Source organism: Bacillus thuringiensis (assembly GCF_001182785.1).
GTDB lineage: Bacteria > Bacillota > Bacilli > Bacillales > Bacillaceae_G > Bacillus_A > Bacillus_A thuringiensis_S.
Genome location: NZ_CP012099.1, coordinates 124801 through 150000 on the forward strand (window position 1 = coordinate 124801; position 25200 = coordinate 150000).

Sequence of the window (25200 nt, forward strand, 5' to 3'; positions counted from 1 at the left end):
TATCAATTGTTCGAGTATAACTACTTATGTAAGCTTAGAAAGTGGGACGTAAGTTTCGCTTTCTAGTCTAAATATAAAATAACCTATATAAACTAAGGAGGAATTTAGAATGGCTAAAGCTAAATTCGAACGTTCTAAACCCCATGTTAACATCGGTACAATCGGCCACGTTGACCATGGTAAAACTACATTAACTGCTGCGATCACTACAGTTCTTGCAAAAGCTGGTGGTGCTGAAGCACGCGGATACGATCAAATCGACGCTGCTCCAGAAGAAAGAGAGCGCGGAATCACAATCTCAACTGCACACGTTGAGTACGAAACTGAAACTCGTCACTATGCACACGTTGACTGCCCAGGTCACGCTGACTATGTTAAAAACATGATCACTGGTGCTGCTCAAATGGACGGCGGTATCTTAGTAGTATCTGCTGCTGATGGTCCAATGCCTCAAACACGTGAGCACATCCTTCTTTCTCGTCAAGTAGGTGTTCCTTACATCGTTGTATTCTTAAACAAATGCGACATGGTAGACGACGAAGAATTATTAGAATTAGTAGAAATGGAAGTTCGTGACCTATTATCTGAATACGGATTCCCAGGCGACGACATTCCTGTAATCAAAGGTTCTGCTCTTAAAGCTCTTCAAGGAGAAGCTGATTGGGAAGCAAAAATCATTGAATTAATGACTGAAGTTGATGCTTACATCCCAACTCCAGAACGTGAAACTGACAAACCATTCTTAATGCCTATCGAGGATGTATTCTCTATCACAGGTCGTGGTACAGTTGCAACTGGTCGTGTAGAGCGCGGAATCGTTAAAGTTGGTGACGTAGTAGAAATCATCGGTCTTGCTGAAGAGAATGCTTCTACAACTGTAACTGGTGTAGAAATGTTCCGTAAACTTCTTGACCAAGCTCAAGCTGGAGACAACATCGGTGCTCTTCTTCGTGGGGTTGCTCGTGAAGACATCCAACGTGGACAAGTTCTTGCTAAAACTGGCTCTGTAAAAGCACACGCTAAATTCAAAGCTGAAGTTTTCGTATTATCTAAAGAAGAAGGTGGACGTCACACTCCATTCTTCGCTAACTACCGTCCTCAGTTCTACTTCCGTACAACTGACGTAACTGGTATCATCCAATTACCAGAAGGTACTGAAATGGTAATGCCTGGTGACAACATCGAAATGACTATCGAACTTATCGCTCCAATCGCTATCGAAGAGGGAACTAAATTCTCTATTCGTGAAGGTGGACGTACAGTAGGTTACGGTGTAGTTGCTACTATCGTTGAGTAATCTTAACTGATATAAAAACCCCCCAAGGGATTTTCCCTTGGGGGGTTTTCTGTGTGTTCGTATAATGAATAAGAGGATATCTTTATGTTTTGACGAGTTTCTTCTATAGTATATAAAAACATTAAAACAAAACCCAAAAACTGTAAAACGAATTCTAGTAGATGAAAACTTGAAATTCTTTAAAGTGCCATGTATAATAGCAAAAGTAGAGAAAAGCAGATGCAAACAAAAAGATGCTTGCATCTAGACGAATAACATTGTATAATAGACAATGTTGGTCTTTGACTGCGATGAAGTGGAAGGTTGCTGACACACCCGGCCGCTTTGCCATGGCATGGTGTGGGGAAATTTCCATGGAGAAGGTCTATTTTAGAAATAGGCGAACGAAGGAGGGAAAATAATGGCAAAAGAAAAAATTCGTATCCGTTTAAAAGCTTATGATCACCGTATTCTTGATCAATCAGCTGAGAAAATTGTAGAAACAGCTAAGCGTTCTGGGGCAACAGTTTCTGGTCCGATCCCATTACCAACTGAGAAGACTATTTACACAATTCTTCGTGCTGTTCATAAGTACAAAGATTCTCGTGAGCAATTCGAAATGCGCACACACAAACGTTTAATCGATATCGTGAGTCCTACTCCACAAACAGTAGATTCATTAATGCGTTTAGACTTACCGTCTGGTGTAGATATCGAAATCAAACTATAAATTATATAACTTAAAAATGTAGGAGGTGTAACTCATGACCAAAGGAATCTTAGGAAGAAAGATCGGTATGACTCAAGTATTTGCTGAGAACGGTGAGTTAATCCCAGTAACAGTTATCGCTGCTAATCCAAACGTTGTTCTTCAAAAGAAAACAACTGAAACTGATGGCTACAATGCAATCCAGTTAGGATTTGAAGACAAACGTGAAAAGTTAACTAACAAACCTGAACAAGGCCACACTGCTAAAGCATCTACAACTCCTAAGCGCTTCATTCGCGAAATCCGCGATGCAGACGTGGACGGATTAGAGGTTGGTCAAGAGGTAAAAGTTGAAGTTTTCGCTGCAGGTGAAATCGTTGACGTAACAGGAATTTCTAAAGGTAAAGGTTTCCAAGGTGTTATCAAACGCCACGGACAATCTCGCGGACCTATGTCTCATGGTTCTCGCTATCACCGTCGTCCAGGTTCAATGGGCCCAGTTGCTCCGAACCGTGTATTCAAAGGCAAAAAACTTGCTGGACGTATGGGTGGAGACCAAGTTACTATCCAAAACTTAGAAATCGTTCAAGTTGACACTGAGCGCAACTTATTACTAGTAAAAGGTAACGTTCCAGGTGCTAAGAAATCTCTTGTAGTTGTTCAAGGCGCTGTGAAGGTTAGCAAATAATTCACAATAGGAAGGAGGAATTCCAATGCCAAAAGTTACTGTATATAACCAAACTGGTTCACAGGTTGGTGAAATCGAATTAGCTGAAGCTATTTTCGGTATCGAACCAAATGAAGCTGTACTTTTCGAAGCTGTAATGATGCAACGTGCATCTTTACGTCAAGGTACACACAAAGTAAAAACTCGTTCTGAAGTTCGTGGTGGTGGTCGTAAACCATGGCGTCAAAAAGGAACTGGACGTGCTCGTCAAGGGTCTATCCGCTCTCCTCAATGGCGTGGTGGTGGTACGGTATTCGGACCTACACCAAGAAGCTATGCGTACAAACTTCCTAAGAAGGTTCGTCGTTTAGCAATCAAATCTGCATTAGCTACTAAAGTAGTTGAGAACAACATTGTAGTTCTTGAAGACCTAGTGTTAAATGCACCAAAAACAAAAGACATGCTAGCAGTACTTAAAGGATTAACTGTTGAGAAGAAAGCTCTTATCGTAACTGCTGATGCAAACGAATCTGTAGAGTTATCTGCTCGCAATATCCCTGGAGTAACAGTAATCACTGCTGAAGGCGTAAACGTTTTAGACGTACTTCATCATGATAAGCTAATCATGACAAAAGCGGCAGTGGAAAAAGTAGAGGAGGTGCTTGCATAATGAGAGATCCTCGTGATATCATTAAGCGCCCAGTTATCACTGAACGTTCTATGGAAATGATGGCTGAAAAAAAATATACGTTCGACGTGGACGTTAAATCTAATAAAACAGAGGTTAAAGACGCTATCGAAGCGATCTTTGGTGTTAATGTAGACAAAGTAAACATCATGAACTACAAGCCGAAAGCAAAACGTGTTGGTCGTCACGCTGGTTTTACTAGCCGTCGTCGTAAAGCAATCGTTAAGCTAACTGCTGACAGCAAAGAAATCGAAATCTTCCAAGGCGTTTAATTCTTACTAAAGAAGGAGGGAAATTGAGATGGGAATTAAAAAGTATAATCCAACTACTAACGGTCGTCGTAACATGACTACGAATGATTTCGCTGAAATCACGACTGACAGACCGGAAAAGTCTTTACTTGCTCCTTTAAGCAAAAAGGCTGGTCGTAATAACCAAGGTAAAATTACTGTACGTCATCAAGGTGGCGGACATAAGCGTCAATACCGTATCATCGACTTTAAGCGTAACAAAGATGGAATTCCAGGACGCGTTGCTACGATCGAATATGATCCAAACCGCTCTGCGAATATCGCATTAATTAACTACGTTGACGGTGAAAAACGTTACATTCTTGCTCCTAAATCTTTAGAAGTAGGTATGGAAGTTATGTCTGGCCCAGAAGCTGACATCAAAATCGGTAACGCATTACCATTAATCAACATTCCAGTAGGTACTGTTGTTCATAACATCGAGCTTAAGCCTGGTCGTGGCGGACAATTAGTTCGTTCTGCTGGTACATCTGCTCAAGTACTTGGTAAAGAAGGTAAATACGTACTTGTACGTTTAACTTCTGGTGAAGTACGTCTTGTATTATCTGCTTGTCGCGCTTCAATCGGTCAAGTAGGTAACGAACAACATGAACTTATCAAAATCGGTAAAGCAGGTCGCTCTCGCTGGTTAGGTAAACGCCCAACAGTTCGTGGTTCTGTAATGAACCCAGTTGATCACCCACACGGTGGTGGTGAAGGTCGTTCTCCAATCGGACGTAAGTCTCCAATGTCTCCATGGGGTAAACCAACTCTTGGATTCAAGACTCGTAAGAAAAACAAAGCGTCTGACAAATTTATCGTTCGTCGTCGTAAAAAATAATGGGATTGTAGTACGGTTCATTTCTAGAACCGTACGCCAATCACGAAGGGAGGCACCAAAATGGCTCGTAGCTTAAAAAAAGGACCATTTGTCGATGATCACTTAATGAGCAAAATGGAAAAATTAGTTGCATCTGAGCAAAAACAAGTTGTTAAAACTTGGTCTCGCCGTTCAACAATCTTCCCTCAGTTCATCGGACACACAATCGCTGTATATGATGGTCGTAAACACGTACCTGTGTACATCACTGAGGATATGGTTGGCCATAAGTTAGGTGAATTCGCACCAACTCGTACGTATAAAGGTCACCTTGCTGACGATAAGAAAACTAGAAGATAATGAGAGGAGGCACTTCAATGCAAGCTAAAGCAGTAGCGAGAACAGTTCGTATTGCTCCTCGTAAAGTTCGTTTAGTAGTAGACTTAATCCGAGGTAAGCAAGTGGGTGAAGCGATTGCTATCCTTAACCACACACCAAAAACTGCTTCTCCAGTTGTAGAAAAAGTTTTAAAATCTGCAATCGCAAATGCAGAGCACAATTATGAGATGGACATTAACAACCTAGTTGTTGAAAAAGTTTTCGTTGACGAAGGTCCAACGTTGAAACGTTTCCGTCCACGTGCAATGGGTCGTGCAAGCCAAATTAACAAACGCACAAGCCACATCACAGTTGTGGTATCAGAAAAGAAGGAGGGATAATCGATGGGTCAAAAGGTTAATCCAATTGGTCTTCGTGTCGGTGTTATCCGTGACTGGGAATCTCGTTGGTTCGCTGAGAAAGATTACGCTACATTATTACATGAAGACATCAAAATCCGTGAGTACATTAATGTACGCTTAAAAGATTCTGCTGTTGCTAAAGTAGAAATCGAACGTGCAGCAAATCGTGTAAATGTTACAATTCACACAGCAAAACCTGGTATGGTAATTGGTAAAGGTGGTACTGAAGTTGAAGCACTTCGTAAAGCTCTTAACCAATTAACAGGCAAGCGTGTACACATCAACATTTTAGAAGTTAAGAGAGCTGATCTTAACGCTAAATTAGTAGGCGAAAACATCGCTCGTCAATTAGAAAACCGTGTATCATTCCGTCGTGCACAAAAGCAAGTTATTCAACGTGCTATGCGTGCAGGTGCTAAAGGTATTAAAACACAGGTTTCTGGTCGTCTTGGCGGAGCTGATATCGCTCGTGCAGAATCTTACAGTGAAGGAACTGTTCCACTTCATACACTTCGCGCTGATATTGACTATGCAGCAGTTGAAGCTGATACAACATACGGTAAATTAGGCGTAAAAGTATGGATCTACCGTGGAGAAGTCCTTCCTACAAAAAAGAAAGCTTCTGAGGAAGGAGGAAAATAATATGTTAATGCCAAAACGCGTAAAATATCGTAGAGAGCATCGTGGTAAAATGCGTGGTCGTGCTAAAGGTGGAACTGAAATTGCTTTCGGTGAATTCGGTTTACAAGCACAAGCTGCTTCATGGATTACAAACCGTCAAATCGAAGCTGCTCGTCGTGCAATGACTCGTTACATGAAACGTGGCGGTAAAGTATGGATTAAAATTTTCCCTTCTAAACCTTACACTGCAAAACCTCTAGAAGTACGTATGGGTTCCGGTAAAGGGGCACCAGAAGGCTGGGTAGCAGTAGTAAAACCTGGGAAAATTATGTTCGAAATCGCGGGTGTATCTGAAGAGGTAGCACGCGAAGCATTACGTCTTGCAGCTCACAAGTTACCTGTGAAATGTAAATTCGTAAAACGTGAAGAAAATGGTGGTGAATCTAATGAAAACTAATGATATTCGTGAATTAACCACTGCCGAAATCGAAACAAAAGTTAAAGCTTTAAAGGAAGAGTTGTTTAATCTTCGCTTCCAACTTGCTACAGGACAATTAGAGAATCCAACTCGCATTCGTGAAGTGCGTAAAGCAATTGCTCGTATGAAAACTGTAGTTCGTGAAAGAGAGATCGGAATTAATCGATAAATTGAGGGGAGGTTTGCATAGTGAGCGAACGTAACCAACGCAAAGTTTATACTGGTCGTGTAGTGTCTGACAAAATGGACAAAACGATTACAGTTTTAGTTGAAACTTACAAAACTCATTCCTTGTACGGAAAACGTGTTAAGTATTCTAAGAAGTACAAAGCCCATGATGAGCAAAACCAAGCGAAACTTGGCGATATCGTTAAAATCATGGAAACTCGCCCGCTTTCTGCTACTAAGCGTTTCCGTTTAGTTGAAATCGTTGAAGAAGCGGTTATTATCTAAATAGACGAATCGGAATTTTTAGTCCGAAGGGAGGTTTCATAACATGATCCAACAAGAATCTCGTTTGAAAGTTGCTGACAACTCTGGTGCACGTGAACTTTTAACAATTAAAGTATTAGGCGGCTCTGGTCGTAAATATGCTAACATTGGTGACATTATCGTTGCTACGGTAAAACAAGCAACACCAGGTGGCGTTGTTAAAAAAGGTGACGTTGTTAAAGCGGTAGTAGTACGTACGAAGAGCGGAGCTCGTCGTCCGGACGGTTCTTACATCAAATTTGATGAAAACGCAGCGGTTATCATTAAAGACGATAAGAGCCCACGTGGTACTCGTATCTTCGGACCAGTAGCTCGTGAATTACGTGATAGCAACTTCATGAAGATCGTTTCTTTAGCTCCAGAAGTTCTATAATTTAAGGTATTGCCTTGCTAAGGAGGTGCAGAATTAAGATGCATGTAAAAAAAGGTGATAAAGTACAGGTAATCACTGGTAAAGACAAAGGAAAACAAGGCGTTATCCTTGTGGCTTTCCCAAAGCAAAACCGTGTTATCGTTGAGGGTGTCAATATCGTTAAGAAGCACTCTAAGCCATCTCAATTAAATCCACAAGGTGGAATTATTACTAAAGAAGCACCTATTCACGTTTCTAACGTTATGATTTTAGATCCGAAAACAGGTGAACCTACTCGTGTAGGCTTCAAAGTAGAAGATGGTAAAAAAGTTCGTATTGCAAAAAAATCTGGTGAATTATTAGATAAATAATTTTCTTAAGAAAGGAGGTCACTTCATTGAATCGCCTTAAAGAGAAGTTCCAAAAGGAAATTACTCCTGCTCTAGTGAGCAAGTTTAACTATAAATCTGTGATGGAAGTACCGAAAATCGAAAAGATCGTAATCAACACTGGTGTTGGTGACGCGGTATCTAACTCAAAAGCTTTAGACAATGCAGTAGAAGAATTAACACAAATCGCAGGTCAAAAACCTGTTGTAACTCGTGCTAAAAAATCAATCGCTGGTTTCCGTCTTCGTGAAGGTATGCCAATCGGTGCGAAAGTAACTTTACGCGGCGAGCAAATGTATGAGTTCTTCGACAAATTAGTATCGGTTTCTTTACCACGTGTACGTGATTTCCGTGGTGTTTCTAAGAAATCATTCGATGGTCGTGGGAACTACACATTAGGTGTTAAAGAGCAACTTATCTTCCCTGAGATTGATTATGATAAAGTAAGCAAAGTCCGCGGTATGGACATCGTAATCGTTACTACAGCGAAAACTGATGAAGAAGCTCGTGAACTTTTAACACAATTCGGTATGCCATTCCAAAAATAATGGAAGCCAACGCTAAGTAGAGGAGGCGAAAACGTGGCTAAAAAATCTATGATAGCGAAACAAAAGCGTACTCCTAAGTTTAAAGTACAAGAGTATACACGTTGCGAACGCTGCGGTCGTCCGCATTCTGTATACCGCAAATTTAAACTTTGCCGTATTTGTTTCCGTGAACTTGCATATAAAGGTCAAATTCCTGGTGTTAAAAAAGCTAGTTGGTAAAACCCACAAATGGGAAGGAGGTAAAACACATGGTGATGACAGATCCAATTGCAGACATGCTTACTCGCATCCGTAATGCGAACATGGTACGTCATGAGAAATTAGAGGTTCCTGCTTCTAAAATCAAAAAAGAGATCGCTGAACTTTTAAAACGTGAAGGTTTCATTCGTGATGTAGAATACATCGAGGATAACAAACAAGGTATCCTTCGTATTTTCCTGAAATATGGTGCAAACAATGAACGTGTAATCACTGGATTAAAACGTATCAGTAAACCTGGCTTACGCGTTTACGCTAAAGCTGACGAAGTACCACGTGTACTTAACGGATTAGGTATCGCTCTTGTTTCTACATCTAAGGGAGTAATGACAGACAAAGACGCTCGTCAATTACAAACTGGTGGAGAAGTAGTAGCATACGTTTGGTAATATATATTTAAAACGAACGGAGGTGTGACCACATGTCTCGTATTGGTAAAAAGATTCTTGAAATCCCTGCAGGTGTTACTATTACAATTGCAGAAGACAATACTGTAACAGTAAAAGGCCCTAAAGGTGAATTAACTCGTAAATTCAATGCTGATATGTCTATCAAAATTGAAGAAAATACACTAACAGTTGAGCGTCCATCTGAACAGAAGGAACACCGTGCATTACACGGTACAACTCGTGCTTTAATCGGAAACATGGTTGAAGGTGTAACTGCAGGTTTCGCACGCGGACTTGAATTAGTCGGTGTTGGTTACCGTGCTCAAAAACAAGGAGATAAACTTGTTTTAAGCGTAGGTTATTCTCATCCAGTAGAAATGACTCCGGAAGCAGGTCTTGAAGTTGAAGTACCTGCACCAACTAAAATCGTAATTAAAGGTATCGACAAGCAACGTGTTGGCGAATTTGCTGCTAACATCCGTGCTGTACGTGCTCCTGAGCCTTATAAAGGTAAAGGTATTCGTTACGAAGGCGAAGTTGTTCGTCGTAAAGAAGGTAAAACTGCTAAGTAAACCCGTTAGGTGAGAGAAAGGAGTGACAAGAATGATCACTAAAGCTGATAAAAATGCGACTCGTAAGAAAAGACATGCACGTGTACGTGCTAAACTTACTGGTACTGCAGAGCGTCCACGTTTAAACGTGTTCCGTTCTAACCAACATATTTACGCTCAAGTTATTGATGATGTGAATGGTGTAACGTTAGTAAGTGCATCTACTCTTGATAAAGACCTTGCTCTTAACGGTACTAGCAATACTGAAGCTGCTACGAAAGTTGGAGAATCAGTTGCTAAGCGTGCTGTAGAGAAAGGCGTTAAAGAAGTAGTATTTGATCGCGGTGGTTACTTATACCATGGCCGTGTTAAAGCTCTAGCTGAAGCTGCTCGTGAGGCTGGATTACAATTTTAATGGTCAAAGGAGGGAAAATTGATGCATCGCATTGACCCAAGTAAATTAGAACTTGAAGAACGTGTAGTTACGATAAATCGTGTCGCGAAAGTTGTTAAGGGTGGTCGTCGTTTCCGCTTTGCTGCACTAGTTGTAGTTGGCGATAAAAACGGTCATGTTGGATTCGGTACTGGTAAAGCACAAGAGGTACCAGACGCAATCCGCAAAGCTATCGAAGACGCTAAGAAAAACTTAATCGCTGTACCATTAGTTGGTACAACAATTCCACACACAATCAACGGTCACTTTGGAGCTGGTGAAGTATTCTTAAAACCTGCTGCTGAAGGTACTGGTGTTATTGCTGGTGGACCTGTTCGTGCGGTACTTGAATTAGCTGGTGTACAAGATATTCTTTCGAAATCTCTTGGTTCTAACACACCAATCAACATGATTCGCGCTACTGTGAACGGATTAAGCGAACTTAAGCGCGCTGAAGATGTTGCAAAATTACGCGGTAAATCTGTAGAAGAGCTACTAGGTTAAGGAGGGAAAACAAATGGCGAAAAAGTTAGAAATTACCCTCACTCGTAGTGTAATTGGTCGTCCACAAGATCAACGTGCGACGGTAGAAGCTTTAGGTCTTAAAAAGTTGAATTCAACTGTAGTTAAGGAAGAAACTCCTGCTATTCTTGGTATGATCAACAAAGTTTCTCACCTTTTAACTGTAAAAGAAGCTTAAGGATAACTCATTAATATAAGGAGGTGCCTGGGAATGAAACTTCATGAATTAAAACCTGCAGAAGGTTCTCGTAAAGTACGTAACCGTGTCGGTCGTGGTATCGGTTCTGGTAACGGTAAAACTGCTGGTAAAGGTCATAAAGGACAAAACGCACGTTCTGGTGGCGGTGTTCGTCTTGGCTTCGAAGGTGGTCAAACTCCATTATTCCGTCGTTTACCAAAACGCGGCTTCACAAACATTAACCGTAAAGAGTTTACTATTGTAAACTTATCAACGTTAAATCGTTTTGAAGATGGTACAGAAGTAACACCTGAATTATTGCTGGAAACTGGCGTTATCAGCAAGTTAAACGACGGTGTTAAAATTCTTGCAAGCGGAGCAGTAGAGAAAAAACTAACTGTTAAAGCGCACAAGTTCTCTTCAAGTGCTAAAGAAGCAATTGAAGCAGCTGGCGGATCAGTTGAGGTGATCTAATGTTTCGTACAATCTCCAACTTTATGCGCGTTGCTGAGATAAGACGTAAAATATTATTCACTTTAGCGATGTTAATCGTATTCAGGATTGGCACGTTTATCCCAGTGCCATTTACAAATGGAGACGTACTGAAAGCACAAGACCAATTAAATGCTTTAGGTATTCTAAATACATTTGGCGGTGGCGCCTTGAAAAACTTCTCCATCTTTGCGATGGGAATCATGCCGTATATTACAGCATCCATCATCGTGCAATTATTGCAGATGGATGTTGTTCCTAAATTTTCGGAATGGTCGAAGCAAGGTGAAATGGGCCGTCGTAAACTAACGCAATTCACGCGTTACTTTACAATTGTTCTTGCGTTTATTCAGGGGTTTGGTATGTCAATCGGTTTTAACGGTATGGTAGGTGGGCAATTAATTTTGAATCCTGGTTGGAGCACTTATTTATACATTGCTACGGTACTGACTGCTGGTACTGCATTTTTAATGTGGTTAGGTGAACAGATTACAGCTAAAGGTGTAGGTAATGGTATTTCCATCCTTATCTTTGGCGGTATTGCCGCAGCGATCCCAAGTGTTATATCTCAAGTGTATCAACAACAGTTTCAAAATATCGGAGATCAATTGTTCATGAGTATCGTTAAAGTTGCATTGATTTTACTAGCTGTGCTAGCAGTTATTGTTGGTGTTATTTTCATTCAACAAGCTGTTAGAAAGATCCCAATTCAATACGCGAAGCGTGTAACAGGAGGGAATGGGAATCATGCTGGAGCACAAAACACACATTTACCGCTTAAGGTAAATAGTGCGGGTGTTATTCCAGTCATTTTTGCTGTTTCATTCTTAATTACGCCTCCAACTATTGCACAGTTCTTCCCGAAACATGATGTATCGCAGTGGATTATTGCAAACTTTAACTATTCTCACCCAGTGGGAATGATCATATATGTTGCGCTCATTGTAGCCTTCACATATTTCTATGCATTTGTTCAGGTTAATCCAGAGCAAATGTCAGAGAATTTAAACAAGCAAGGTGGATATGTTCCAGGTATTCGTCCGGGTAAGAATACGGAACAATATCTAACAAAAATCTTGTATCGTTTGACCTTTGTAGGATCAATTTTCCTAGCAGCGATTGCAATCTTACCAGTTATCTTTACGAAATTGGGAAATCTTCCTCCATCTGCACAGATTGGTGGAACGAGTATGTTAATCGTTGTCGGCGTTGCTTTAGAAACAATGAAGCAGCTAGAAAGCCAACTGGTAAAACGCCATTACAAAGGGTTTATCAAGCAGTGAGTAAGTGGGAAGAACTATCTTCCCTACATGCTCATGTACTGAGGGGGAACAAGGATGAACTTAATTTTAATGGGGCTTCCTGGTGCTGGTAAAGGTACACAAGCCGAACAGATTGTAGCCAAGTATAACATCCCTCACATTTCAACAGGAGATATGTTCCGTGCAGCTATGAAGGCTGAAACTGAAATGGGTCTACAAGCAAAATCTTTTATTGATAAAGGTGCACTTGTTCCAGATGAAGTTACAATCGGAATTGTTCGTGAACGTTTAAGTCAAGAAGACTGCGTAAGAGGTTTCTTGCTAGACGGTTTCCCACGAACTGTTGCACAAGCATCAGCTCTTGAAGAGATTATGAAAGATCTTGGCAAAAAAATCGACTATGTTTTAAACATTAATGTGGATTCAGGGTTGTTATTAAAACGCCTTACAGGCCGTCGCATTTGTAAAGAGTGCGGTGCGACTTACCACTTAGAATTCAATCCACCAGCAAAAGCTGATGTGTGCGATAAATGTGGTGGCGAATTATACCAACGCTCTGATGACAATGAAGAAACTGTAGCAAATCGTTTAGATGTAAATATTAAGCAAACAAAACCTTTGCTTGATTTCTACGATGAGCTTGGTTACTTGCAAAGCATTAATGGTGAGCAAGATATCAATAAAGTATTTGCTGATATCGATGTTCTCATCGGAGACTTAGCGTAATGATCATCTGCAAAACTCCTCGCGAGATAGAAATCATGCGAGAAGCTGGCAGAATCGTTGCTTTAACTCATCAAGAGTTGAAACAGCACATTACTCCAGGAATTACAACGAAAGAGCTCGATCAAATAGCGGAAAAGACGATTCAAAAATATGGTGCTACGCCATCTTTTAAAGGATACAACGGATTTCCGGGGAGCATATGTGCTTCTGTAAATGAAGAGCTTGTACACGGAATTCCAGGGAAGCGTAAGCTCAAAGAGGGCGATATCATCAGTATCGATATTGGTGCGAAATACAATGGGTACCATGGAGATTCTGCATGGACGTATCCAGTTGGAAACATTTCTGAATCTGTTCAAAAGCTACTTGATGTCACAGAAAAATCGTTGTATCTTGGTCTAGAACAAGTAAAACCAGGCGAAAGATTATCAAATATCTCACATGCGGTTCAAACCCATGCTGAAGAGAATGGGTTATCGATCGTTAGGGAGTATGTTGGTCACGGAATCGGGCAAGACTTACATGAGGACCCTCAAATCCCGCACTATGGTCCACCAAATAGAGGCCCTAGATTAAAGCCGGGAATGGTCATCTGTGTTGAGCCGATGGTGAATCAAGGAAGACGATATGTAAAAACACTATCTGATGACTGGACAGTGGTAACGGTAGATGGTAAATGGTGTGCCCATTTTGAGCACACGATTGCTCTTACAGAAGCAGGATACGAAATCCTTACCACTTTATAAGTAGCTGGCTCTCCGGGATTTCAGAGCAGTGTAAAATGTTACTGATTTGAAGAAGGGAGAACTATTGAATGGCTAAAGATGATGTAATTGAAGTCGAAGGTACCGTTCTTGAAACGTTGCCAAATGCTATGTTCAAAGTAGAATTAGAGAATGGGCATGTCGTATTGGCTCACGTTTCTGGTAAAATCCGTATGAACTTCATTCGTATTTTACCAGGAGACAAAGTTACGGTAGAATTATCTCCGTACGATTTAAATCGTGGTCGTATTACGTACCGTTTTAAATAATATAGCACTCCGTAATCTTTAAGGAGGTTCGAGACATGAAAGTAAGACCGTCAGTTAAACCAATCTGCGAAAAATGTAAAGTTATTCGTAGACGTGGAAAAGTAATGGTTATTTGTGAAAACCCTAAACATAAACAAAAACAAGGTTAATCAGAAGGAGGTGCATTCAGAATGGCACGTATCGCAGGTGTAGATATTCCTCGAGACAAACGCGTTGTTATTTCTTTAACTTACGTATTCGGCATTGGTCGCACAACTGCTGAAAAAATTCTTACTGAAGCTGGTATTTCTTCAGAAACACGAGTTCGTGATTTAACGGAAGACGAATTAGGACGTATCCGTGATGTTATCGATCGTATTAAAGTTGAGGGAGACCTTCGTCGTGAAGTATCTCTTAACATTAAACGTCTAATGGAGATCGGTTCTTACCGTGGTCTTCGTCACCGTCGTGGTTTACCAGTTCGTGGTCAAAATTCTAAAAACAATGCTCGTACACGTAAAGGTCCACGTCGTACAGTAGCAAATAAAAAGAAATAATAAGTAAAGGAGGTTGAACTAACAATGGCACGTAAAACAAACACTCGTAAAAAACGTGTGAAAAAGAATATCGAAGCTGGTATAGCTCATATTCGTTCTACTTTCAACAACACAATCGTAACACTTACAGATACTCACGGTAACGCACTTTCTTGGTCTAGTGCTGGTGCACTTGGTTTCCGTGGATCTCGTAAATCTACTCCATTCGCTGCGCAAATGGCTGCTGAAGCTGCTGCTAAAGTTGCAATGGAGCACGGTTTAAAAACTTTAGAGGTTACTGTTAAAGGTCCTGGTGCTGGTCGTGAAGCTGCAATTCGTGCTCTTCAAGCTGCAGGTCTAGAAGTAACAGCAATTAGAGATGTTACTCCAGTTCCTCATAATGGATGTCGTCCGCCAAAACGTCGTCGTGTGTAATTTTTCTGTATAGAATTTTCCCTTTTGTCTATAATGGATATGATGCATTATCGAGAAATTTCGTACAGAAACATCGCTTGTTGTGCACAATCGGGAACTGCCTAAGGGGGACTTTCGGTTAGACAGGGGTTATACCTTTGTTTAACCGGGGTTTCGACGTTTTGAAGGAGGGTTTAGTTAATGATTGAAATCGAAAAGCCGAAAATCGAAACGGTTGAACTTAACGAAGATGCTAAATATGGTAAATTCGTAATTGAACCGCTTGAGCGTGGATATGGTACTACTTTGGGTAACTCCTTACGTCGTATTCTTTTATCCTCACTCCCTGGTGCCGCTGTTACTGCTATCCAAATCGATGGCGTATTGCATGAATTTTCAACAGTTGAGGGCGTAGTAGAAGACGTTACGACGATCATCTTAAACTTGAAAAAGTTAGCTCTTAAAATCTACTCTGAAGAAGAGAAGACGTTGGAAATTGATGTACAGGGCGAAGGTATTGTCACAGCTGCTGATATTACTCACGATAGTGATGTAGAAATCTTAAATCCAGATTTACACATTGCAACGTTAGCAAAAAATGCGCATTTCCGCATGCGTTTAACTGCAAAGCGTGGCCGTGGGTATACGCCAGCTGATGCAAATAAAAGCGAAGATCAACCAATAGGAGTAATTCCTATTGATTCTATTTATACTCCAGTATCACGTGTAACTTACCAAGTGGAAAAGACACGTGTCGGACAAGTGGCTAATTATGATAAGCTTACGCTTGATGTATGGACGGATGGAAGCATCGGGCCAAAAGAAGCTATCTCTTTAGGTGCCAAAATCTTAACTGAGCATTTAAATATCTTTGTTGGTTTAACTGATGAAGCACAAAATGCTGAGATTATGGTCGAGAAGGAAGAAGATCAAAAAGAGAAAGTTCTTGAGATGACTATCGAAGAACTAGATCTTTCTGTTCGTTCTTATAATTGCCTAAAACGTGCAGGAATTAATACTGTACAAGAGCTTGCGAACAAAACAGAAGAAGATATGATGAAAGTTCGTAACTTAGGACGTAAATCCTTAGAAGAAGTTAAACATAAACTTGAGGAATTAGGTTTAGGTTTACGTAAAGACGACTGAGGATTTAAACCCATCAACAAAGGAGGGAACTACGAATGGCATACAGAAAATTAGGCCGTACAAGTGCGCAACGTAAAGCTATGTTACGTGATTTAGCTACTGATTTAATTATCAACGAGCGCATCCAAACGACAGAAACTCGTGCAAAAGAACTTCGTTCTGTAGTGGAAAAAATGATCACTTTAGGTAAACGCGGAGATCTTCATGCTCGTCGTCAAGCAGCAGCTTTCATTCGCAATGAAGTTGCTAACGCTGAGACTGGTCAAGATGCACTTCAAAAATTATTCGCTGATGTAGCTCCACGCTATGCTGAGCGCCAAGGCGGATACACTCGTATTGCAAAAATTGGTCCACGTCGCGGAGACGCAGCACCAATGGTAATTATCGAGTTAGTATAATGCTGATTAAAAGGGCAGGACAGTTCTTTTCAAGTAACTGGTCATGGCCCTTTTTTTTTAAATATAAAAAAATAGGCTAACTTGGCGAAGGAAAGGGTGCCTTCTATTGAAAAAAGAGAAACTTCGGATAGAAAATATATCATTTCAATATCCTGGGGCAGCCACGTATGCATTAAAAGATGTTTCATTTTCCTTATATGAGGGAGAATGGGTATCTATTATTGGACAAAACGGTTCAGGAAAGTCTACACTTGCAAAATTATTGAATGGTTTGTTTTTGCCGGAAGCAGGGACTATTACAGTAAATGATACAATGGTTTTATCAGAGGAAACGGTATGGGATGTTCGAAAACAAATTGGAATGGTATTTCAAAATCCGGATAATCAATTTGTTGGAACAACAGTGCAAGATGATGTTGTATTTGGCTTAGAGAATATCGGAATGCCAAGAGAACAAATGATTGAAAGATTAGAACAGGCCTTACGACTTGTCCGTATGGAAGATTTTCTTAATGATGAGCCTCATTCCTTATCTGGTGGGCAAAAGCAGCGAGTGGCAATAGCAGGCGTTTTAGCACTTCAGCCATCTATTTTAATATTAGATGAAGCAACGTCAATGTTAGATCCTCAAGGAAGACGTGAAGTAGTAGAAACGGTTAGACAACTTGTTAATCAAAAAGGTATTACCGTGTTATCAATTACGCACGATTTAGAAGAAGCGGCACAGTCAGATCGTGTCATTATTTTAAATAAGGGAGAAATATTAGAGGAAGGGACTCCAGAGAAAATTTTCAAGTCCTCTCATATGCTCCAAGAAATTGGCTTAGATGTACCGTTTTCGGTGAAAATAGCAGAATTATTAAAAAGAAATGAAATTCTCTTGCAAAATACGCATCTTACAATGGAAAGCTTGGTGAACGAACTTTGGAGATTACATTCCAAAAAGTAGAACATCGTTATCAATATAAAACTCCATTTGAAAGACGCGCACTTTATGATGTAGACGTGTCGTTTCCAAGTGGGGGCTATTATGCCATTATCGGTCATACTGGTTCAGGTAAGTCGACGATGATTCAACATTTAAATGGTTTATTGCAGCCGACAAATGGTACAGTTCAAATTGGTGAACATTTGATTTCGGCAGGAAAGAAAGAAAAAAAGCTAAAGCCACTACGTAAAAAAGTAGGGGTTGTCTTTCAATTCCCAGAACATCAGTTATTTGAAGAGACTGTGGAGAAAGATATTTGTTTCGGACCTACTAATTTTGGGGTATCTGGAGACGAAGCGAAGCAAAAGGCTAGAGAGGCAATAGAACTTGTAGGGCTAGAACCGGAACTGTTAACACGTTCTCCTTTTGAATTAAGTGGTGGACAAATGAGACGTGTTGCTATAGCGGGTGTACTGGCGATGGAACCTGAAGTACTTGTATTAGATGAACCTACAGCAGGACTAGATCCAAAAGGGCAGAACGAACTTATGCAGATGTTTTATAAGTTGCATAAGGAGAAGGGGCTTACAGTTATCCTTGTAACGCATAATATGGAGGATGCTGCTCAGTATGCGGAGCAGATTGTAGTTATGCATAAAGGAACGGTCTTTTTGCAAGGAAGTGCAGAGGAAGTATTTTCACATGCTGATGAACTAGAGAAAATTGGTGTGGATCTTCCTATGTCATTAAAGTATAAACGTGCAATTGAAGAGAAGTTTGGTATTTCAATTCCAAAGGCTACCTTATCTTTAGAGGATCTTACTCATGAAGTTGTGCAGGTGTTACGAAAAGGTGGTCATGAATCATGCAGCAGTTGATTATTGGGAGATATATCCCGGGGAATTCACTTATTCATCAACTTGATCCACGTACGAAGCTGCTGATTGTCTTTTTATATGTATTTGTTGTTTTCTTAGCAAATAATGCGATTTCATATGGATTTTTATTTTTATATGCACTCATTGCTTTATTTTTTGCAAAAGTGCCGATTCGTTATGTACTTTCGGGCTTAAAACCAATTTTATGGATTTTTCTTTTTACATTTTTCCTGCATATTTTTACAAATAAAGAGGGGGATGTGCTACTCCAGCTTGGTTGGTTTTCGATACATGAAAAAGGATTAGAGCAAGGGATATACATTTCTGTACGATTCTTCGTTATTATTTTAATGACGACATTATTAACGTTAACGACGACACCTATTGAAATTACAGATGGTTTGGAGACGTTATTAAAGCCGTTGAAGCGTATAAAGGTTCCTGTTCATGAAATCGCATTAATGATGTCAATTTCTCTTCGTTTTATTCCGACATTAATGGATGAAACGAGTAAAATAATGAAAGCACAAGCATCACGTGGTATTGATTTCGCCGGGGGACCGATAAAAGATAGAATGAAAGCTATTATCTCACTGCTCGTTCCTCTGTTTATCAGTGCTTTTAAGCGTGCAGAGGACTTAGCAATTGCGATGGAAGCTCGTGGATATCAAAGTGGTGAAGGACGTACTAAATTTAGGCAACTACGCTGGAAAACAAGCGATACTGTAACGATTGTAAGCTTATTTTGTTTAGCTTGTATTTTGGCATGGGTGCGATCGTAATGGAGAATAGAGAAATGGATAGAATAAAATGTACGGTTGCATATGATGGCATGCATTTTTGTGGTTATCAAATTCAGCCGAAGCATCGTACTGTTCAACAAGAGATAGAAAAAGCATTACAGAAATTGCATAAGGGAGAACTTGTTCGTGTTCAGGCATCTGGTAGAACAGATTCTACGGTTCATGCAAAAGGACAAGTCATACACTTTGATACTCCTTTGTCTCTTGAAGAGTGGCAATGGAGTAACGCTTTAAATACAATGTTGCCAGATGATATTGTTATTAGGCAAGTAGAGAAAAAAACAGAAGAATTTCATGCACGTTACGGTGTTGAGAAAAAAGAATATCGTTACCGTGTATTATTATCAAAGACTGCGGATGTATTCCGTAGAAATTACGTATATCAATATCCATATCCGCTCGAAATCAAAAAAATAAGAAAAGCAATTCCTTATTTTATTGGAACGCATGATTTCACTTCTTTTTGTTCGGCAAAAACTGACAAAAAAGATAAAGTGCGAACAATTTATGAAATCGAGTTAATTGAGCAAGACGATGAATTAATTTTTCGTTTTGTAGGTAATGGATTTTTATATAATATGGTCAGAATTATTGTTGGTACGTTACTTAACGTAGGGCAAGGAAAGCTTGATCCTGATAGCATTCCAGAGATTTTAGCGAAACAAAATCGTCAGTTTGCTGGAAAGATGGCTCCAGGTCATGGGCTTTACCTATGGGAGGTAAACTATAACAACTAATCCTGGTGTAACATTTGCTTGACATTAGAAACTCAAAAGTATATCATAACATATGGTATTGTTTCTAAAACCACGATTAGCCCCGGAAGGAAATCGTGTTTAAGATAAACAATAGATTTTTTCTATGGAAAAGATAACGAGGAGGGAAACACATGCGTACGACTTTTATGGCAAAAGCTAACGAAGTTGAGCGTAAATGGTATGTGGTTGATGCTGAAGGTCAAACTTTAGGTCGCCTATCTACGGAAGTAGCATCTATTTTACGCGGTAAAAACAAACCTACATTTACACCACACGTTGACACGGGTGATCATGTAATTATTATTAACGCTGAGAAAATTCATTTAACAGGTAATAAATTAAACGATAAAATTTACTACCGTCACACTAACCACCCAGGTGGACTTAAACAAAGAACAGCTCTAGAAATGCGTACAAACTACCCTGTACAAATGTTAGAGCTTGCAATTAAAGGCATGCTTCCAAAAGGACGCTTAGGCCGCCAAGTTTCTAAGAAACTTAACGTGTATGCTGGAGCAGAGCATCCACACCAAGCACAAAAACCAGAAGTTTACGAACTTCGCGGATAATTAATTAAAGGAGGGCTTACTTTGGCACAGGTTCAATACTATGGCACTGGACGTCGTAAGAGTTCAGTAGCGCGCGTACGCCTAGTTCCAGGCGAAGGACGCGTTATCATTAACGGTCGTGATTTTGAAAACTATATCCCATTTGCTGCATTACGTGAAGTAGTGAAACAACCTCTAGTTGCAACAGAAACTTTAGGTAACTACGATGTACTTGTAAACGTAAATGGTGGTGGATACACTGGTCAAGCTGGTGCTATTCGTCACGGTATTTCTCGCGCTTTATTAAAAGCTGATCCAGAATACCGTCTAACACTAAAACGTGCAGGTCTATTAACTCGTGACGCACGTATGAAAGAGCGTAAAAAATACGGTCTTAAAGGCGCACGTCGTGCACCTCAGTTCTCAAAACGTTAATTTTTGCGAACTACAAACCCCAACCATTTTGGTTGGGGTTTTTTTATGTTTCATTCCTTTTTTGTGATTTTTATAGCTTGGAATATTTTAGTGCTACCGCCGTGCGTATGCTTCTTCTTTAGAAGTTTAGACTAATACGTATTAGGGAGGTTTATAAGTACTATGAATGTCATTGTCAGCTTACGAGAAAAACAAAAAGAAAAGCAGTTAAAATACGAGCGGAAGATGTTGCGGGAATTATCATTAAAAACATTGCGTTCAAATATTCGTGATGCCTTTCAAATGCAAGAGCTTCATCGTCAGTATGAAGATTACTGTATTGAATTAGGGATAGAATCTTATTTATTAGGAGCGAGATATAGTAAATTTGGCTATTATGGTGAATCGTTCTTTGATGTGAAATATAGAGCCTTAGAAGAAGAACAACAATTAACTGAAACGCTATTTCAATTTTTAACGAGTATGACTATGCGAGAAATAAAGTTGAAAGATGAGGAATTACTTTTTGAATCTTGTCAGCAGTTTATAGGATTGTGGTGGCAAGAAGGATATGAAAAAGGTGAAAGAAGATATCGATTAAAGCTTCATTAAGACAAGCATAAACTTTCCTCTTGTCCCATATAAGTAATTAGAGGGACTAGCTGGAGGAGGAAAGGTATGAAGAGAATTCGAATTATCTCTTTTGCACTCGCTGCGGTTGTATTGTTTTTTTTAGTCAAACAAGAATTTCAAATTACAAAATCGTGGCGAGCTTGGAATTTACCCTTATCAGGGAAAGTAATCGTATTAGATGCTGGGCATGGTGGACCAGATGGAGGGGCTGTTGGTGGAAAGGATATTATAGAAAAGGATATTACACTTGAAATTACAAAAAAGGTACAAGACTATTTACAAGAACAAGGTGCACTAGTTATTTTAACGCGTGAGGGAGATTATGATTTAGCTAACAAAGATACAAAGTCATATAGTAGACGTAAAGCAGAGGATTTAAAAAAACGTGTAGAAATCATCAATAAACCGGATATAGACTTTTTTGCAAGCATTCATTTAAATGCTTTAACTAGTAGTGGATCGAAAGGCGCACAAACATTCTACTATCGCTCTTCAATTGAAAATGAACGTGCTGCGAAATTTATACAGGCTGAATTGAGAACGAGTTTAGAAAATACGAATCGTTCTGCTAAAACGATCTCTCACGTATACTTATTGAAGTATGCGAAAACACCAGGTGCTTTAATTGAAGCCGGCTTTTTATCGAATGTGAACGAAAGGTATATGTTAAATTCGGAGAAATATCAACAGAAGGTAGCAGCTGCAATATACCGTGGTATATTGCGTTATTTCACGGAAAAAGGAAATCCTCCAGAATAAGGAGGATTTTTTTGAGTTTCTCTCGTTAACGAAGTTTTCGGAAAATATGTTATACTGGAAATGTAAACGCATTTATTTCAAGAATAAGCAAAGATAAATTCAATTAACATTACGTTATTTTTCATACAGGGGGCTGGGCTAATTATGGTAACGAAAGAACAAGTGGTTGAAGCGTTAGAAGGAGTTGTAGATCCGTTTTTACATAAAACATTAAAAGAAACAAGTGCAATTAAAGAGGTAACAGTCAAGCCTGAGAAGGAACATGTGAGTGTTAAAATTGCAATTGTAAAAACTGGTACAGCGGAACAAATGCAGTTGCAGTCTGGAATTGTAAAGTTAGTAAAAGAACTTGGGGCAGCAACAGTTGGACTTCGTTTTGCAGAATTTACAGAAGAGGAATTAGCTCAGTTTGTACCAGAACAAGAAGAAGAGCAAAGTGAATCTTTATTGTCACCAAATTCAAAAACGACATTCTTAGCAGTGGCAAGTGGAAAAGGTGGCGTGGGAAAATCAACCGTTTCCGTTAACCTTGCGGTTGCTTTAGCTCGTTTAGGAAAAAAAGTTGGTATTATTGATGCGGACATTTACGGTTTTAGTGTGCCAGACATGATGGGGATAGAAAAACGTCCTATCGTAAGAGGTGACAAGATAATTCCGGTGGAACGTTTAGGTGTAAAGGTAATTTCAATGGGCTTCTTTGTAGAGGATAATGCACCAGTTATTTGGAGAGGACCTATGCTTGGGAAAATGTTAAACCACTTCTTCACAGAAGTAGAATGGGGCGATTTAGATTATTTAGTATTAGATTTGCCACCAGGCACAGGTGATATTGCGTTAGATGTGCACTCAATGTTGCCATCTTGCAAAGAGATTATTGTAACGACGCCGCATCCAACAGCTGCGTTTGTAGCAGCGCGTGCTGGAGCGATGGCATTACGCACTGAACATAGTATTCTCGGTGTTGTTGAGAATATGGCATATTTTGAAAGTAAGGTAACTGGTGAGAAAGAATATGTATTTGGAAGAGGCGGGGGAGATAAGTTAGCTGCCGAATTGCAAACGAATGTTCTTGGCCGTATTCCGCTACAACAACCTGATTGGAATAAAGAAGACTTTGCTCCTTCAGTATACGAAGATACACATACAACCGGCATTATTTATAGTAAGATAGCTGAAACAGTAATTGATAAAACAGCTGTTACACAAAAATAAAGTGAAACTTTAATCAGTGGGGTTCATCTGTTGCTAGTACACCTTTCGCTTAACTAGAGGGGCCCATTTTGTCTGTTAATAGCAAGATAAAGTAATAACGAGTGGACAATGTATAAATTGTCCACTCGTTATTATAGTTATTATTTTTACTGTTCTTCCTTCTTCTCGCCTTGAGAACCACCGTCACCGCCTGCTTCTTTCTTATCAGATCCGCCTTTTTCAGCTTTTTGTACACCTTTACTAATGATATCGATCATCTTGGCTTGGAAGAGTGGACTTTCAGCAGTTTCTGTTAGTACTTGTTGTAGATATTGACGGTATTCTTTACTCTTCATTGTTTGTAACATCATTTTTTCTACTTCAGGATTTTTCATAATTTCTATAACGCCTGCTTGGTATTCAGGGTCTTTTAATAAGGTTTTCATTAATTGGGTTTGTTCTTTCCCCATACTTTTAGCAAACTTTGATGAGAACTCAGGGTCTTTAAAGAGCTTTTCCCAGAATTGTTGCCCTTTATCGGATACCATGGCATCTTCAATCGTTTTCTTTACTACTGTTTCATCTAGTATGAGTGCTTGTTTCATTTTTTCATCAGTTAATACATCTTGAATAGCTTTCTTACCTTGATCTGTTTTTAAAATATCAACAATCATCTTCTTTGTTTGATCGTAATCTAGTTCGGATTTCGTTTCTTTTCCTTGTGCGCATGCTACAAGTGCGATAAGTAGAAAAGAAGAAACGAAAATGAATAGTATCCGTTTCATAAGTTGGAACTCCTTTCAGCACAGTTCTCTCTTTTTAATATAAATATCTTTAAGGAATTTATACATGAACATGGCTAGCTTTTTGAAATTGTCATTGATACAATTTAATTAGAAATATAAGGATAATGGGGGATGTGTTGTGAATAGCCGCAAGTGGGTACGACTATTTTTAACGACGTTGTTTCTTGGTGGGATTAGCACAGTTATTATTGGTTTTGTTTTGGAGTGGGACAGGTATAATAAATTTTTTCAAAATTTCGACGGCAAGGAGATTTTAGCGGTATCTTTCTGGCTGATGGGTGTAGGATTTATTTTTAGCGTTATAAGTCAAATGGGCTTCTTTGCGTATTTAACAATCCATCGTTTTGGACTAGGGATGTTTCGCTCATCGTCTTTATGGAATGCAGTCCAGCTCTTCTTTATTGCATTCGTATTATTTGATTTTGTGTATTTAAGGTCTGTACTTATTGCAAATGGGGAAATCTCATTGGGGAATAACATACTTGTTGCTGGAATATTATTTGTGTTTGGAGCAATTGTTGCTTATGTAAAAAGTAAAGAAACAAATAAAAAAGCATTTGTGCCAGCTCTGTTCTTTATGGTTGTTGTAACGATTCTTGAATGGGTACCGGCGCTTCGGATTAATGATACAGATTGGTTATATTTAATGGTTATACCGCTATTGTTATGTAATGCATATCAATTACTTGTATTACATCGTTTAATCGGAAAAACGAGTAAATCTGCTTAATAGAGAGAGGTTTTATACACCAGCAGTTATATTGCTGGGAGTGGTGTGATTAAAAAAGCTCTACCACCTTCTTGAAAGGTAGTAGAGCTTTTTATACGTGAAGAGTAGTAGGGACGAAGTTATTTCACATCTTCACTTTTTGTACTTGTGTTGGAAATAAGTTGTGATACGGGTATTTGCTCATATCCATCACTTTTTAATTTTTGCAGGAGCAGCGGTAAAGCTCTATTTGTTTGAAGGGCAGAATCGGATGCGTGTAATAAGACGATATCTCCACCTTTCAAATTATTAGAGACGGTGGAAACGATGTTATTTACACCTGGGTTTTTCCAATCGTTTGAATTGTTACTCCAATGCACGACGGT

Annotated in this window: 43 protein-coding genes (1 of these 43 only partly in view); 41 read left to right on the forward strand and 2 right to left on the reverse strand. The window is 39.5% G+C overall.

The annotated features are described in order from the left end of the window. Positions 1–109 precede the first annotated feature (109 nt). From tuf to AC241_RS00855, 40 genes are all read left to right on the forward strand, one after another. Positions 110–1297 (forward strand): elongation factor Tu, encoded by a 1188-nt coding sequence (tuf, locus tag AC241_RS00660; RefSeq protein WP_001029617.1) that lies wholly within the window; start codon positions 110–112, stop codon positions 1295–1297. Between the two features lie 400 nt (positions 1298–1697). Further along, a complete protein-coding gene (gene rpsJ, locus AC241_RS00665; protein WP_001040595.1) occupies positions 1698–2006 on the forward strand; it encodes a 30S ribosomal protein S10 in 309 nt (102 codons plus the stop codon). A gap of 34 nt (positions 2007–2040) precedes the next feature. Then, positions 2041–2673: a 50S ribosomal protein L3 gene (gene rplC / locus AC241_RS00670; protein ID WP_000160209.1), complete on the forward strand. Its 633-nt coding sequence runs from the start codon at positions 2041–2043 to the stop codon at positions 2671–2673. Between the two features lie 25 nt (positions 2674–2698). Next, positions 2699–3322: a 50S ribosomal protein L4 gene (rplD, locus tag AC241_RS00675; RefSeq protein ID WP_016084023.1), complete on the forward strand. Its 624-nt coding sequence runs from the start codon at positions 2699–2701 to the stop codon at positions 3320–3322. After that, entirely contained in the window at positions 3322–3612 is a 291-nt protein-coding gene (gene rplW, locus AC241_RS00680; RefSeq protein WP_001205557.1) for a 50S ribosomal protein L23, read from the forward strand. Before rplD ends, rplW begins: the two co-directional genes overlap by 1 nt. 28 nt (positions 3613–3640) lie before the next feature. Next, positions 3641–4471, forward strand: coding sequence for a 50S ribosomal protein L2 (rplB, locus tag AC241_RS00685; RefSeq protein WP_000511583.1), 831 nt, complete (start codon positions 3641–3643; stop codon positions 4469–4471). A gap of 60 nt (positions 4472–4531) precedes the next feature. After that, positions 4532–4810 (forward strand): 30S ribosomal protein S19, encoded by a 279-nt coding sequence (gene rpsS / locus AC241_RS00690; RefSeq protein WP_000124454.1) that lies wholly within the window; start codon positions 4532–4534, stop codon positions 4808–4810. Between the two features lie 17 nt (positions 4811–4827). Then, a complete protein-coding gene (gene rplV, locus AC241_RS00695) occupies positions 4828–5169 on the forward strand; it encodes a 50S ribosomal protein L22 (protein ID WP_001148024.1) in 342 nt (113 codons plus the stop codon). Positions 5170–5172: 3 nt separating this feature from the next. Beyond that, positions 5173–5832, forward strand: a complete 660-nt coding sequence (rpsC, locus tag AC241_RS00700; RefSeq protein ID WP_000529956.1) for a 30S ribosomal protein S3 — start codon at positions 5173–5175, stop codon at positions 5830–5832. A gap of 1 nt (position 5833) precedes the next feature. Continuing rightward, on the forward strand, positions 5834–6268 hold the full coding sequence (rplP, locus tag AC241_RS00705; protein ID WP_000928969.1) for a 50S ribosomal protein L16: 435 nt from the start codon (positions 5834–5836) through the stop codon (positions 6266–6268). After that, entirely contained in the window at positions 6258–6458 is a 201-nt protein-coding gene (rpmC, locus tag AC241_RS00710) for a 50S ribosomal protein L29 (RefSeq protein ID WP_000855718.1), read from the forward strand. The genes rplP and rpmC overlap by 11 nt, the downstream gene beginning before the upstream one ends. 20 nt (positions 6459–6478) lie before the next feature. Beyond that, positions 6479–6742 carry a 30S ribosomal protein S17 gene (gene rpsQ / locus AC241_RS00715; protein WP_000004106.1) on the forward strand — a complete coding sequence of 88 codons (264 nt, stop codon included), beginning with the start codon at positions 6479–6481 and terminating at the stop codon, positions 6740–6742. Positions 6743–6785: 43 nt separating this feature from the next. Then, a complete protein-coding gene (gene rplN / locus AC241_RS00720; protein ID WP_000615912.1) occupies positions 6786–7154 on the forward strand; it encodes a 50S ribosomal protein L14 in 369 nt (122 codons plus the stop codon). A 38-nt stretch (positions 7155–7192) separates the two neighbouring features. Next, positions 7193–7504: a 50S ribosomal protein L24 gene (gene rplX, locus AC241_RS00725; protein ID WP_000558200.1), complete on the forward strand. Its 312-nt coding sequence runs from the start codon at positions 7193–7195 to the stop codon at positions 7502–7504. A 26-nt stretch (positions 7505–7530) separates the two neighbouring features. Beyond that, positions 7531–8070: a 50S ribosomal protein L5 gene (gene rplE, locus AC241_RS00730; protein ID WP_001080829.1), complete on the forward strand. Its 540-nt coding sequence runs from the start codon at positions 7531–7533 to the stop codon at positions 8068–8070. A 33-nt stretch (positions 8071–8103) separates the two neighbouring features. Then, positions 8104–8289 carry a 30S ribosomal protein S14 gene (gene rpsN, locus AC241_RS00735; protein WP_001085700.1) on the forward strand — a complete coding sequence of 62 codons (186 nt, stop codon included), beginning with the start codon at positions 8104–8106 and terminating at the stop codon, positions 8287–8289. Positions 8290–8318: 29 nt separating this feature from the next. Beyond that, a complete protein-coding gene (rpsH, locus tag AC241_RS00740) occupies positions 8319–8717 on the forward strand; it encodes a 30S ribosomal protein S8 (protein ID WP_000245511.1) in 399 nt (132 codons plus the stop codon). 32 nt (positions 8718–8749) lie between these two features. Beyond that, positions 8750–9289, forward strand: coding sequence for a 50S ribosomal protein L6 (gene rplF / locus AC241_RS00745; protein WP_000086551.1), 540 nt, complete (start codon positions 8750–8752; stop codon positions 9287–9289). 31 nt (positions 9290–9320) lie between these two features. Continuing rightward, complete coding sequence (gene rplR, locus AC241_RS00750) at positions 9321–9683, forward strand: 50S ribosomal protein L18 (RefSeq protein ID WP_000628818.1); 363 nt, start codon at positions 9321–9323, stop codon at positions 9681–9683. A 21-nt stretch (positions 9684–9704) separates the two neighbouring features. Beyond that, positions 9705–10205 carry a 30S ribosomal protein S5 gene (gene rpsE / locus AC241_RS00755; RefSeq protein WP_000554646.1) on the forward strand — a complete coding sequence of 167 codons (501 nt, stop codon included), beginning with the start codon at positions 9705–9707 and terminating at the stop codon, positions 10203–10205. 13 nt (positions 10206–10218) lie between these two features. Then, positions 10219–10401, forward strand: a complete 183-nt coding sequence (gene rpmD / locus AC241_RS00760; protein ID WP_001085233.1) for a 50S ribosomal protein L30 — start codon at positions 10219–10221, stop codon at positions 10399–10401. A gap of 33 nt (positions 10402–10434) precedes the next feature. After that, complete coding sequence (gene rplO, locus AC241_RS00765) at positions 10435–10875, forward strand: 50S ribosomal protein L15 (RefSeq protein WP_000766083.1); 441 nt, start codon at positions 10435–10437, stop codon at positions 10873–10875. Further along, the gene (secY, locus tag AC241_RS00770) at positions 10875–12176 is read left to right on the forward strand and encodes a preprotein translocase subunit SecY (RefSeq protein ID WP_000490118.1); all 1302 of its coding nucleotides are present in this window, start codon (positions 10875–10877) and stop codon (positions 12174–12176) included. Before rplO ends, secY begins: the two co-directional genes overlap by 1 nt. Before the next feature lie 54 nt (positions 12177–12230). Next, positions 12231–12881, forward strand: a complete 651-nt coding sequence (locus AC241_RS00775) for an adenylate kinase (protein ID WP_016084022.1) — start codon at positions 12231–12233, stop codon at positions 12879–12881. Beyond that, positions 12881–13627, forward strand: coding sequence for a type I methionyl aminopeptidase (gene map, locus AC241_RS00780; protein WP_016084021.1), 747 nt, complete (start codon positions 12881–12883; stop codon positions 13625–13627). The genes AC241_RS00775 and map overlap by 1 nt, the downstream gene beginning before the upstream one ends. A gap of 68 nt (positions 13628–13695) precedes the next feature. Beyond that, positions 13696–13914 carry a translation initiation factor IF-1 gene (infA, locus tag AC241_RS00785; protein ID WP_001029884.1) on the forward strand — a complete coding sequence of 73 codons (219 nt, stop codon included), beginning with the start codon at positions 13696–13698 and terminating at the stop codon, positions 13912–13914. A gap of 35 nt (positions 13915–13949) precedes the next feature. Continuing rightward, positions 13950–14063, forward strand: coding sequence for a 50S ribosomal protein L36 (gene rpmJ, locus AC241_RS00790; RefSeq protein ID WP_000868344.1), 114 nt, complete (start codon positions 13950–13952; stop codon positions 14061–14063). 21 nt (positions 14064–14084) lie between these two features. Next, positions 14085–14450 carry a 30S ribosomal protein S13 gene (gene rpsM, locus AC241_RS00795; RefSeq protein ID WP_000090792.1) on the forward strand — a complete coding sequence of 122 codons (366 nt, stop codon included), beginning with the start codon at positions 14085–14087 and terminating at the stop codon, positions 14448–14450. Between the two features lie 24 nt (positions 14451–14474). Beyond that, entirely contained in the window at positions 14475–14864 is a 390-nt protein-coding gene (rpsK, locus tag AC241_RS00800; RefSeq protein WP_000101797.1) for a 30S ribosomal protein S11, read from the forward strand. Between the two features lie 180 nt (positions 14865–15044). After that, on the forward strand, positions 15045–15989 hold the full coding sequence (locus tag AC241_RS00805) for a DNA-directed RNA polymerase subunit alpha (protein ID WP_000569644.1): 945 nt from the start codon (positions 15045–15047) through the stop codon (positions 15987–15989). Between the two features lie 35 nt (positions 15990–16024). Then, positions 16025–16387, forward strand: coding sequence for a 50S ribosomal protein L17 (gene rplQ, locus AC241_RS00810; protein WP_000331490.1), 363 nt, complete (start codon positions 16025–16027; stop codon positions 16385–16387). 106 nt (positions 16388–16493) lie between these two features. Beyond that, positions 16494–17336, forward strand: a complete 843-nt coding sequence (locus AC241_RS00815) for an energy-coupling factor ABC transporter ATP-binding protein (protein ID WP_016084019.1) — start codon at positions 16494–16496, stop codon at positions 17334–17336. Continuing rightward, positions 17312–18193, forward strand: coding sequence for an energy-coupling factor ABC transporter ATP-binding protein (locus AC241_RS00820; RefSeq protein ID WP_000406529.1), 882 nt, complete (start codon positions 17312–17314; stop codon positions 18191–18193). The genes AC241_RS00815 and AC241_RS00820 overlap by 25 nt, the downstream gene beginning before the upstream one ends. Beyond that, the gene (locus AC241_RS00825; RefSeq protein WP_001186530.1) at positions 18181–18975 is read left to right on the forward strand and encodes an energy-coupling factor transporter transmembrane component T family protein; all 795 of its coding nucleotides are present in this window, start codon (positions 18181–18183) and stop codon (positions 18973–18975) included. The genes AC241_RS00820 and AC241_RS00825 overlap by 13 nt, the downstream gene beginning before the upstream one ends. Positions 18976–18989: 14 nt before the next feature. Then, complete coding sequence (gene truA / locus AC241_RS00830; protein WP_002094238.1) at positions 18990–19733, forward strand: tRNA pseudouridine(38-40) synthase TruA; 744 nt, start codon at positions 18990–18992, stop codon at positions 19731–19733. A 152-nt stretch (positions 19734–19885) separates the two neighbouring features. Next, on the forward strand, positions 19886–20323 hold the full coding sequence (rplM, locus tag AC241_RS00835) for a 50S ribosomal protein L13 (RefSeq protein ID WP_001260795.1): 438 nt from the start codon (positions 19886–19888) through the stop codon (positions 20321–20323). Positions 20324–20344: 21 nt separating this feature from the next. Beyond that, a complete protein-coding gene (gene rpsI, locus AC241_RS00840; RefSeq protein WP_000079986.1) occupies positions 20345–20737 on the forward strand; it encodes a 30S ribosomal protein S9 in 393 nt (130 codons plus the stop codon). Between the two features lie 162 nt (positions 20738–20899). Next, complete coding sequence (locus tag AC241_RS00845) at positions 20900–21328, forward strand: DUF2521 family protein (RefSeq protein WP_001101008.1); 429 nt, start codon at positions 20900–20902, stop codon at positions 21326–21328. A 66-nt stretch (positions 21329–21394) separates the two neighbouring features. Beyond that, positions 21395–22108, forward strand: a complete 714-nt coding sequence (gene cwlD, locus AC241_RS00850) for an N-acetylmuramoyl-L-alanine amidase CwlD (RefSeq protein ID WP_000822437.1) — start codon at positions 21395–21397, stop codon at positions 22106–22108. 144 nt (positions 22109–22252) lie between these two features. Beyond that, positions 22253–23320 (forward strand): Mrp/NBP35 family ATP-binding protein, encoded by a 1068-nt coding sequence (locus tag AC241_RS00855; RefSeq protein WP_016084017.1) that lies wholly within the window; start codon positions 22253–22255, stop codon positions 23318–23320. A 146-nt stretch (positions 23321–23466) separates the two neighbouring features. On the opposite strand, the gene gerD is transcribed toward AC241_RS00855, so the two are convergent. Further along, positions 23467–24084, reverse strand: a complete 618-nt coding sequence (gerD, locus tag AC241_RS00860; protein WP_050842394.1) for a spore germination lipoprotein GerD — start codon at positions 24082–24084, stop codon at positions 23467–23469. A 139-nt stretch (positions 24085–24223) separates the two neighbouring features. Here gerD and kbaA point away from each other — a divergent pair, with 139 nt between their 5' ends. Further along, positions 24224–24835, forward strand: a complete 612-nt coding sequence (gene kbaA / locus AC241_RS00865; RefSeq protein WP_016084015.1) for a KinB signaling pathway activation protein KbaA — start codon at positions 24224–24226, stop codon at positions 24833–24835. Positions 24836–24954: 119 nt separating this feature from the next. Here kbaA and pdaB read toward each other — a convergent pair whose 3' ends face one another. Further along, a protein-coding gene (gene pdaB, locus AC241_RS00870) for a polysaccharide deacetylase family sporulation protein PdaB (protein WP_016084014.1) crosses the window boundary here: on the reverse strand, positions 24955–25200 show its end. Its footprint extends 519 nt past the window's final position; the window shows 246 of its 765 coding nt (coding positions 520–765); the start codon falls outside the window, past its right edge; the stop codon is at positions 24955–24957.

Excerpts from the sequence above, each read along its gene's own strand:
- gerD (WP_050842394.1), bottom strand. The coding sequence starts at position 24,084 with ATGAAACGGATACTATTCATTTTCGTTTCTTCTTTTCTACTTATCGCA.
- rpsS (WP_000124454.1), top strand. The coding sequence starts at position 4,532 with ATGGCTCGTAGCTTAAAAAAAGGACCATTTGTCGATGATCACTTAATG.
- rplB (WP_000511583.1), top strand. The coding sequence starts at position 3,641 with ATGGGAATTAAAAAGTATAATCCAACTACTAACGGTCGTCGTAACATG.
- secY (WP_000490118.1), top strand. The coding sequence starts at position 10,875 with ATGTTTCGTACAATCTCCAACTTTATGCGCGTTGCTGAGATAAGACGT.
- rplN (WP_000615912.1), top strand. The coding sequence starts at position 6,786 with ATGATCCAACAAGAATCTCGTTTGAAAGTTGCTGACAACTCTGGTGCA.
- rplF (WP_000086551.1), top strand. The coding sequence starts at position 8,750 with ATGTCTCGTATTGGTAAAAAGATTCTTGAAATCCCTGCAGGTGTTACT.
- rplD (WP_016084023.1), top strand. The coding sequence starts at position 2,699 with ATGCCAAAAGTTACTGTATATAACCAAACTGGTTCACAGGTTGGTGAA.
- rplV (WP_001148024.1), top strand. The coding sequence starts at position 4,828 with ATGCAAGCTAAAGCAGTAGCGAGAACAGTTCGTATTGCTCCTCGTAAA.
- rpsE (WP_000554646.1), top strand. The coding sequence starts at position 9,705 with ATGCATCGCATTGACCCAAGTAAATTAGAACTTGAAGAACGTGTAGTT.
- rplO (WP_000766083.1), top strand. The coding sequence starts at position 10,435 with ATGAAACTTCATGAATTAAAACCTGCAGAAGGTTCTCGTAAAGTACGT.
- AC241_RS00775 (WP_016084022.1), top strand. The coding sequence starts at position 12,231 with ATGAACTTAATTTTAATGGGGCTTCCTGGTGCTGGTAAAGGTACACAA.
- AC241_RS00855 (WP_016084017.1), top strand. The coding sequence starts at position 22,253 with ATGGTAACGAAAGAACAAGTGGTTGAAGCGTTAGAAGGAGTTGTAGAT.
- rpmD (WP_001085233.1), top strand. The coding sequence starts at position 10,219 with ATGGCGAAAAAGTTAGAAATTACCCTCACTCGTAGTGTAATTGGTCGT.
- rplQ (WP_000331490.1), top strand. The coding sequence starts at position 16,025 with ATGGCATACAGAAAATTAGGCCGTACAAGTGCGCAACGTAAAGCTATG.
- rplX (WP_000558200.1), top strand. The coding sequence starts at position 7,193 with ATGCATGTAAAAAAAGGTGATAAAGTACAGGTAATCACTGGTAAAGAC.
- truA (WP_002094238.1), top strand. The coding sequence starts at position 18,990 with ATGGATAGAATAAAATGTACGGTTGCATATGATGGCATGCATTTTTGT.
- rpsM (WP_000090792.1), top strand. The coding sequence starts at position 14,085 with ATGGCACGTATCGCAGGTGTAGATATTCCTCGAGACAAACGCGTTGTT.
- AC241_RS00805 (WP_000569644.1), top strand. The coding sequence starts at position 15,045 with ATGATTGAAATCGAAAAGCCGAAAATCGAAACGGTTGAACTTAACGAA.
- rplW (WP_001205557.1), top strand. The coding sequence starts at position 3,322 with ATGAGAGATCCTCGTGATATCATTAAGCGCCCAGTTATCACTGAACGT.
- rplM (WP_001260795.1), top strand. The coding sequence starts at position 19,886 with ATGCGTACGACTTTTATGGCAAAAGCTAACGAAGTTGAGCGTAAATGG.
- cwlD (WP_000822437.1), top strand. The coding sequence starts at position 21,395 with ATGAAGAGAATTCGAATTATCTCTTTTGCACTCGCTGCGGTTGTATTG.
- tuf (WP_001029617.1), top strand. The coding sequence starts at position 110 with ATGGCTAAAGCTAAATTCGAACGTTCTAAACCCCATGTTAACATCGGT.
- rpsC (WP_000529956.1), top strand. The coding sequence starts at position 5,173 with ATGGGTCAAAAGGTTAATCCAATTGGTCTTCGTGTCGGTGTTATCCGT.
- map (WP_016084021.1), top strand. The coding sequence starts at position 12,881 with ATGATCATCTGCAAAACTCCTCGCGAGATAGAAATCATGCGAGAAGCT.
- AC241_RS00845 (WP_001101008.1), top strand. The coding sequence starts at position 20,900 with ATGAATGTCATTGTCAGCTTACGAGAAAAACAAAAAGAAAAGCAGTTA.
- rpsH (WP_000245511.1), top strand. The coding sequence starts at position 8,319 with ATGGTGATGACAGATCCAATTGCAGACATGCTTACTCGCATCCGTAAT.
- rpsJ (WP_001040595.1), top strand. The coding sequence starts at position 1,698 with ATGGCAAAAGAAAAAATTCGTATCCGTTTAAAAGCTTATGATCACCGT.
- rpmJ (WP_000868344.1), top strand. The coding sequence starts at position 13,950 with ATGAAAGTAAGACCGTCAGTTAAACCAATCTGCGAAAAATGTAAAGTT.
- AC241_RS00825 (WP_001186530.1), top strand. The coding sequence starts at position 18,181 with ATGCAGCAGTTGATTATTGGGAGATATATCCCGGGGAATTCACTTATT.
- rpmC (WP_000855718.1), top strand. The coding sequence starts at position 6,258 with ATGAAAACTAATGATATTCGTGAATTAACCACTGCCGAAATCGAAACA.
- infA (WP_001029884.1), top strand. The coding sequence starts at position 13,696 with ATGGCTAAAGATGATGTAATTGAAGTCGAAGGTACCGTTCTTGAAACG.
- rpsK (WP_000101797.1), top strand. The coding sequence starts at position 14,475 with ATGGCACGTAAAACAAACACTCGTAAAAAACGTGTGAAAAAGAATATC.
- rplP (WP_000928969.1), top strand. The coding sequence starts at position 5,834 with ATGTTAATGCCAAAACGCGTAAAATATCGTAGAGAGCATCGTGGTAAA.
- rplR (WP_000628818.1), top strand. The coding sequence starts at position 9,321 with ATGATCACTAAAGCTGATAAAAATGCGACTCGTAAGAAAAGACATGCA.
- rplC (WP_000160209.1), top strand. The coding sequence starts at position 2,041 with ATGACCAAAGGAATCTTAGGAAGAAAGATCGGTATGACTCAAGTATTT.